We start from the raw sequence: 7076 nt of genomic DNA, 5'->3' as shown, positions 1-7076 counted from the left end.
AGCCGTATCGGGGCCGGCGCTGCGGCCGGTCGACCGCGTTCCCGAACCTGTGGGCGAGGCAGTCACACCCACGAGTGGACGAACTGGACTCGGCGACCACGACCACGCGACACTTCGACAACAGGGCCTCTTGCTTCTCGCTGGACTCGACATCCGCGAGCTACCAAGAGGCCCTTCCTTCATACACCCGACCCGGACAACTCACCCGAACCAGGACCCCGTTCGAACCTGCCCGACCGCGCGAGCGGATAGAGAACAGGCAGATAGACGCCATTGGGGTGGCGGCCCGCCAGTTCCAGGCCGTAACTGCCGCCGCCCGCCTGGAAGATGACGGGCTGGCCCTGCTCGGACGGCGGGATGGGCAGCGGGCCGTGGGAAGCGACGTGGCGGCCTTGCAGGTTGACCGGCTGGATCTTGTCCTTGTCGGCGAACCGCTTTGCGGGGACGTCCCGGAGCCACGCGTCTTTCTCCCAGCTGCCTCACAGCGCCCGCACGATCTGGACGACCTCGTGGGCGCGCTCGTACTTCTCGGTGCGGGGCGGGATCGGGCGGCCGAAGTTCGCCGCGGCCGCCGGGTCGGAGGTGGTGACCGCGTTCCAGCCGGCCCGGCAGCTGGATCTTGCCGCTCTCGGCGGCCTGTGCGTAGCGCACGAACTGGTCCATGTCCGTGTAACGGATATGACGTGCTCCGGGAGCCGCACGGGTGCAAGCCAGGGCGGGTGTGGGCCGGCAGGCCCAGGTCGGCGGAAAGCGGGCCCGGGCGTGCCGGCGGCGGGAGGTCGACCTGCCCACCTTCCAGGTCGGCGGCTGGTACGACATCTTCAGTCAGGGCACGCTCGACAACTTCACCGCCATGCGCCGTGCCGGCCGGTCCGCCACGCTGGTCATGGGCCCGTGGTGGACCCACACCAACTGGCGGTACGTGGTCGGTGACGTCAACTTCGGGTTCGGGGCCAACTCGGACTCCATGGGCATGCGGGGGCGCGTGCACGACATGCAGTTCGACTGGTTCCGGCGCACGATCGGCGACGGCGAACCACTGGAGCCGGACACCGGCAAGGTGCTGCTCTTCGTCATGGGCATCAACCAGTGGCGCGAGGAGACGGACTGGCCCCTGTCGCGGGCCGTGGATACGGACTTCCACCTGCGCGCCGGCGACGCCTGACCCCTCAGCCGCCGTCCACCGCGGAACAGGCCGAGGAATTCACCTACGACCCCATGGAGCCGGTACCAACCACCGGCGGCGCACTCCTCATGGGCGGCGGGCTCCTCATGACCGACGAATTCCGCCCCGGGCGGCTCGACCAGGCGGCCGTGGAGGCACGCGAGGACGTCCTGGTCTTCACCACCGAACCGCTCGCCGAGGACGTCGAGGTGACCCGCCGCATTCGGGCGGTTCTCTTCGCCGCCACGGACGGGCCCTCGACCGACTGGGTGGCGCGCCTGTGCGACGTGGACGAGCACGGCGTCTCCCGCAACGTGGCCGACGGCATCGCGCGGGTGCGGGCGACACCGGGTGAGCCGGCCGAGCACGTCGTGGACCTGTGGTCGACCAGCATCGTCTTCCGGGCCGGGCACCGCATACGGGTCCAGGTCACCTCCAGCAACTTCCCCCGCTGGGACCGCAACCTCAACACGGGCGAGCCCGAGCAGAGTGCGACCACGGCCCGAGTGGCCCGGCAGCAGATCTTCCACGACCCCGACCGGCCGTCCCGCATCGTCCTGCCGGTGGTTCCGGCCCCGTGAGCAGCGCTGCAGGTCCGGTCATAGTGGTGTGAAACACATCGGCGGTCGAGGCCCGTCCGGGCGAGATGACGTCGGCCATGTCGCCCGTAGAACAGCATGAGCGACGCGAAGTTGATCACCGGGGGAGGGGCGAGCATCGGCGCGGCCGCACTGGCGCCGTGGAAGGCACTGGGCAGGGGCGAGGGTGGAACGGCGATTCCCAGCCAAGATGGCAGCGCCATCGGCGTGGGCGTGATCCTCTTCCTGTCCGCCGTGGAACTCGTCCTGGTCGACCTGATGCTGTCCGCCCTGTGGGCCCGCGTGGTGGCGCTGGCCGCCGGGCTCGCCGCCACGTACCTGATGACGTCGCGCTGAGGGCCTACCCGCACCGGGTGGGAGGTGGGGTGCTCACGGTTTCCTACGGGGCCTCCTTCCGCGCGCGCGTGCCGCTGAGCCTGATCGAGGAGGTGGCCGTGTGGCGCACCGTCTCCGACCAGCAGCGGACGGCCGCGATCAACGAGGGCGTGTTACCGGTCCCGGTCATGTCCATCACCAACCTGGTGCTGAAACTGCACGAGCCCGCTCGGCTCGAAGCGGGCAAGACCGTTGGAGAGGTGCGGGAGATCCGCATCCACGCGACCGACCCCACCGCCGCCGTGACCTCGGTCCGCAACGCACTGGAGGGCAACGAGCAAGCACAGGAGCAGCGGATCGCCCGGCCGCCGGCCAAGGCCCCCGTCCAGGTGCCGACGTGGCTGCGCCGCCTGCGGTGGGCCGGACTCCTCGTGCTGCTGATCGAGATCGTGCTGGTGACGACCGGGCTGCTGGACTGGCGCATCGCCGCCGGCATCCTCGTGGTCACCGAAGGCACCTTGTCCGTGCTGGGCCTGGTCTTCGGCGTTGCGTTTATCAGCCAGTACCGCAAGCTCCGGCGGACCGGCCTCGGGCGGCGGGCCGCCCTCGGCGAGGCGTTCTACTCCCTGATGCCGCCGCCGATCGCGGAGATGGTCCGCCACGAGGTCTCCGTATGGGGAATCTCGCCCGGGCCGTCACCTTCCGCACCCAGGCCGGGCCCGGCGACACCCCCCTGGGCCGGGACGACATCGTCCTGCGGTGGGGCCTGCACCACAGCGCGCGGGTCCCCCTCACGGCCGTCAGCCGGGCCCGGGCGGCGGAGCAGTCCGACCACCGGCCGGCCGAGGACGGATTCCGCGTACCGGGCCGGGCGTCGCGCGCCCTCGAACTCCATCTCGGTGAACCGGTCGAGGTGCCCGTCCGCATGGGCGTCCTGCGGCCGGTGACCACCATCGTGGTGCCCCTCGCGGACCCCGCGGCCGCCCACGCCCTCATCGAGGCCCATCAGGTTGAGGAGGCACAGTGAAGGCCCTTGTCCTCGCAGGCGGATCCGGCACCCGCATGCGCCCCATCACGCACACGTCCGCCAAACAACTCGTCCCCGTCGCCGGCGAACCGATGCTGTTCCACGGGCTGGAAGCGTCCGCCTCCTGGTGACGTTTCCGATGTCGGCTTCGGTGAGAATGCCGAGTTTGACCAGGGGCTTCAGCGTGGCCCGGGTGCATTCGACGTTCTTCGGCGAGCAGTTCGTGGTCGAGGGCCCGGCAGACGTCCTTGGCCCGCAGGGGTCCAATCGCCTCGTTGAAGACAGCGAGGATGCGCGGGTAGCCCGAGTGCTCGGGTAGTTCCGGCGGGGATGCGAGGAGCCGGTCGGCGAGGCCGGTGACGGTCTTGCGCGTGATCGCGAAGTGCTCGAGGTGTCTCGGCCTCACCCGGCCAGACCGGCGTCGCCTTTGCAACATCAGCCGGTGTGGGAAGGAGAGGCCGGCCCATGCACTGGCCATGACGCTCGTTTGACGCTCTGAGGATCTGCCAGCCTCTCGAAGGGCCGAGAGACACCTTCTGACCTGGCATTTTTCCGAATCTCTCTCGTGTGATCTGTTTCCGATGACGCATCATGTGGAGTGCGTGGCGATTCTGGAGCCTGCCGAGAAGGGGCTCTGACCTGCGACTTTCTCGGGTTTTCCAAATGCGGTCGGTGGTGCTCGACCTGTTTCCCGAAGTCCACCACGTGGAGAATGTTGCAGCTTCCCGCTACATGTCCTACCTGCGTTTTTGCAGCGGGGCGCGGGTCGAGAACGCTTGGCTCAACTCCGGGAGGACGGGTTCCAGAAGTATGTTGACGCTCGTTCGACGCTGGTCTTCTACGGGGGCTGTCGGAGATCGTGCAGTGCGCCGGGGCCTCGACGCCACGTAAGTATGCGATCTGACGAGGGAACGGGAATCCCTGGTCGCCCGCGACGGTAGTCCCCCTGCGACTTCCGGACGTCCTGGCCCTGGCGATGCCCTGGCCGACCGCAAGGTAGCGCAGGCCGAGCCCACCAGCCGGTCCGGGGTTTACTGATGCCCTGTCAGTTACCCTTCCCCATCTGGAGGGTTCCCATTACCGGTTCCGGTGTTGGGGGACCGGACATCCCGATAGCCGAGTTGTACCTGGCCCCCGACTGGTTCGCGGTGGCGAGCCGTTCGAGGCCGTGGTGGGTGCGCAGAGGGTGGACGTGGAGACCGGCGAGGCGCGCGCCAGTGCGGGCTGGTGGTGTTGGTGAGCGGATGACCGTCCCCAGCCCTTCCGGCGCCACCCGGCCCCACGGGCAGTGGTGTCCACCACCGAAATCGCTGGCCCATCCTCCCTGCGGCTGACCCGTGCCCAGCGGTGCGATGATCGGGCGGTTGGCGTCGCTGCCGACGCCGGTGACGCCCGTCAGCCGACGAGTTCCCTGGGCGGCTGGGGCTGCGGCACCGGTGCCGGGGCCTTCGGCTTCGGCTTGAAGAGGAAGCGGTCGATCGGGGGACGGGTCAGGGGACGGGCCAGGCGGCGCATCAGGGGGCTGCCGAGGAAGACGGCCAGGGCGACCGCGCCGAGGAACATGGCGGCTTGCTCGGAGCGGGTGTCGACGCGGTCGGCGTAGCCCAGGACCAGGAAGGGGCGGATGAACAAGGGGTGGAGCAGGTAGATGGTGAAGCCTGCGGCGCCCATCGACGTGATGTAGGGGATGCGGCGGTTGGGGGTGACGCGGAGCAGGCACAGCACCAGGGCTGCGGACGCCACGAGGATGAAGAACCGGGGGAACCAGGCGAGCTCGATGGGCAGGGGCACGTCGTCGTAGAGCACCGCGGAGTGGGGCCAGGGCCGCCAGACGAGGAAGGCACCGCCGAGACCGAGGATCAGTCCGGCCCAGGCAAGGGGCAGGGTGCGGCGCGAGGTGAACCACGAGGCGAACAGGGTGCCTTGACCGAGGCGCCAGCCCAGGTAGAACAGCGGCAGGTACATCAGGGTCCGGGCCCCCGCGTAGTTGTCGCCGATCTCGCCGAAGTAGCCGGCCACGAGGGCGAGCGCCGTGGTGCAGAGCAGCGGAAAGCGCAGCTGGGTGATGAGGGGCAGCAGGAGCCGCCACCACAGCAGGGCCATCAGGAACCACAGGGTCCAAGGCCATCGGCTCAGGTGGAAGGTGAAGTCCATGCCGAGCAGGACCTTCTCCGTGGAGAGCAGGATCCAGCACAGTGTGGCGGGGACGAGGATCCGTCCGACGAGGCCGCGCGCGTAGCGCGACTCCAGTGGGCCCCCGTGACTGAACACCCCGGCGAGGATGACGAACGCCGGGACGCGCAGCGGCCACATGGTGACGTTGAAGGTCTGGAGCATGCCACCGTCCGGCACGGCCGGCCCGGTGGTGTGCAGCACCACGATCAACGTCGCCGACAGCGCCCGTACGTTGTCCCAGCGCGGGACTCTGTCCGTCACCGAGGCAGCCTGAAGCCGCTCGTTCGATGGCAGTGCCATAACTGCTCGAAGCCTCCGACACGAATCCGATGTGTGCCCAACACAGGAGCGCCACCGATCGACCGGAGGCGGAAACGTCGCGCCGTGGGGCCAGGCGAGCATAGGCGATCAGTGCGATAAACGTAAATCTTGATTGTGCTCATCTCGTAGGTGGGCCACACCTCCGCTGCTGCACCGTCCTGGTAATCCTGCGCCGCTTCGACTTCACGTCCGCGAGGATCACCGGACCCGCCCAGAATCTCTGACCATGAGCGAACTCGTGGGTGCGGCTCACCTGCCTGATCACGCCACTTGAGGCGACGTCTTCAGGCCACACCGAGGCCTGACTGGCGAATTGGAACAAAGAGCTCCTCGCCCGCCAAAACATCATTAAGTAAGGGCATTTGAGCCTCTGCACTCGTTCACCAACTGTAAGTTAACGCAGAAATTCCAAGAGGAAAACTTGCGGCGAACTTCCATCATTGGTGGGTGCGGAGTTCTTCCGAGATGCTCAGATCAAGCCGTCAGCATGGGGGCGTCCTGCTCCTGGTTGCAGCGAAATGCGTCAGGGAACGTCACGATGTAAACAGCGCCCGAATGGTTGCTGTGTCGTTCGTCACGCAATCAACGATCGAGATCGCGTTTCAGGTCATGCCCATGTCGCCAAGATGCTCTCGTCTTTATGTGTTTCTCATGTGCACGGGATGGGTGGGCTGGGTGGGGAAGGTACGACGCTTTTGTGCGACGGGAGCGCTGTCTGCGGTACTCCTGATGGCGGGGCTGGCCGTCGGACAGACGCCGGCGGCCGCGGCTGTCGCCTGCCCATCGGGGACAGAGTCCGACTTCAACGGTGACGGGACGCGGGACACGGTGATCGCCGACCCCGAGGCAACCGTGGGCGGAGCAGAGCGGGCAGGCTCGGTCCACGTCGTCTACGGCGGCGGTAAGGGCACCTTGGAGCTGACGCAGGCGCTCGCATCGGTGCCGGACGTGCCGGAACCGGGTGACCAGTTCGGGTTCTCGCTCGCGGTGTACGACGCGAACCTCGACGGATGCAGCGATCTCGTCGTAGGCATTCCGTACGAGGACATCGGCACTGTCCAAGACGGAGGCAGCGTCCATCTCCTGTACGGCGCCACGACAGGGCTCGGAAGCGGCGTTGCGGCCAAGGAGTTCTACCAAGGTACGGGCAACCCGCTGGGCGGCGGTCAAGAGGCCCAAGACTGGACCGGATACGCCGTCGCTGCAGGCAAGACCTCCGGGGGTACGCCCTTTCTGCTGATCGGCGAGCCCGGTGAGGACGTCGGGACCGTGCAGGACGCCGGCATGATCCACTACATCCACGGAACGGCACAGACGGTGCTGGGCATCAACCAGGACACCGACAACGCCGGCGCGGTGCACAGCATTGTCGAAACGAATGAGGGGCCTCGTGTTCTTCGGACAGGGATCTGACTGTCTATTTCACGCGACGGCTCGCAACTTCACATGTTCGGCGTGGACTTCTCGGGGAGGG

The 7076-nt window shown here is 67.8% G+C and carries 4 protein-coding genes and 2 pseudogenes; 5 read left to right on the top strand and 1 reads right to left on the bottom strand.

Annotated elements, in window-relative coordinates; translation table 11 throughout:
* Positions 1–703: 703 nt before the first annotated feature.
* The 4 genes and pseudogenes from ACIHCM_RS37400 to ACIHCM_RS37385 form a co-directional block, all read left to right on the top strand.
* A pseudogene (locus tag ACIHCM_RS37400) lies at positions 704–1746 on the top strand (CocE/NonD family hydrolase).
* Between the two features lie 96 nt (positions 1747–1842).
* A complete protein-coding gene (locus ACIHCM_RS37395) occupies positions 1843–2100 on the top strand; it encodes a hypothetical protein (protein WP_399906499.1) in 258 nt (85 codons plus the stop codon).
* Between the two features lie 29 nt (positions 2101–2129).
* Complete coding sequence (locus ACIHCM_RS37390; protein ID WP_399906496.1) at positions 2130–3026, top strand: hypothetical protein; 897 nt, start codon at positions 2130–2132, stop codon at positions 3024–3026.
* Between the two features lie 76 nt (positions 3027–3102).
* Positions 3103–3228: pseudogene (locus ACIHCM_RS37385) on the top strand (sugar phosphate nucleotidyltransferase); the annotation flags it as partial.
* Between the two features lie 1273 nt (positions 3229–4501).
* On the opposite strand, the gene ACIHCM_RS37380 reads toward ACIHCM_RS37385, so the two are convergent.
* On the bottom strand, positions 4502–5542 hold the full coding sequence (locus ACIHCM_RS37380) for an acyltransferase family protein (protein WP_399906492.1): 1041 nt from the start codon (positions 5540–5542) through the stop codon (positions 4502–4504).
* A gap of 789 nt (positions 5543–6331) precedes the next feature.
* Between ACIHCM_RS37380 and ACIHCM_RS37375 the strand changes: the two genes are divergently transcribed.
* Positions 6332–7015: an FG-GAP repeat domain-containing protein gene (locus tag ACIHCM_RS37375; protein ID WP_399906489.1), complete on the top strand. Its 684-nt coding sequence runs from the start codon at positions 6332–6334 to the stop codon at positions 7013–7015.
* Positions 7016–7076: the final 61 nt, after the last annotated feature.

The organism is Streptomyces sp. NPDC052023 (assembly GCF_044548465.1).
Lineage (GTDB): Bacteria > Actinomycetota > Actinomycetes > Streptomycetales > Streptomycetaceae > Streptomyces.
This window is presented reverse-complemented; position numbering and strand designations above follow the sequence as displayed.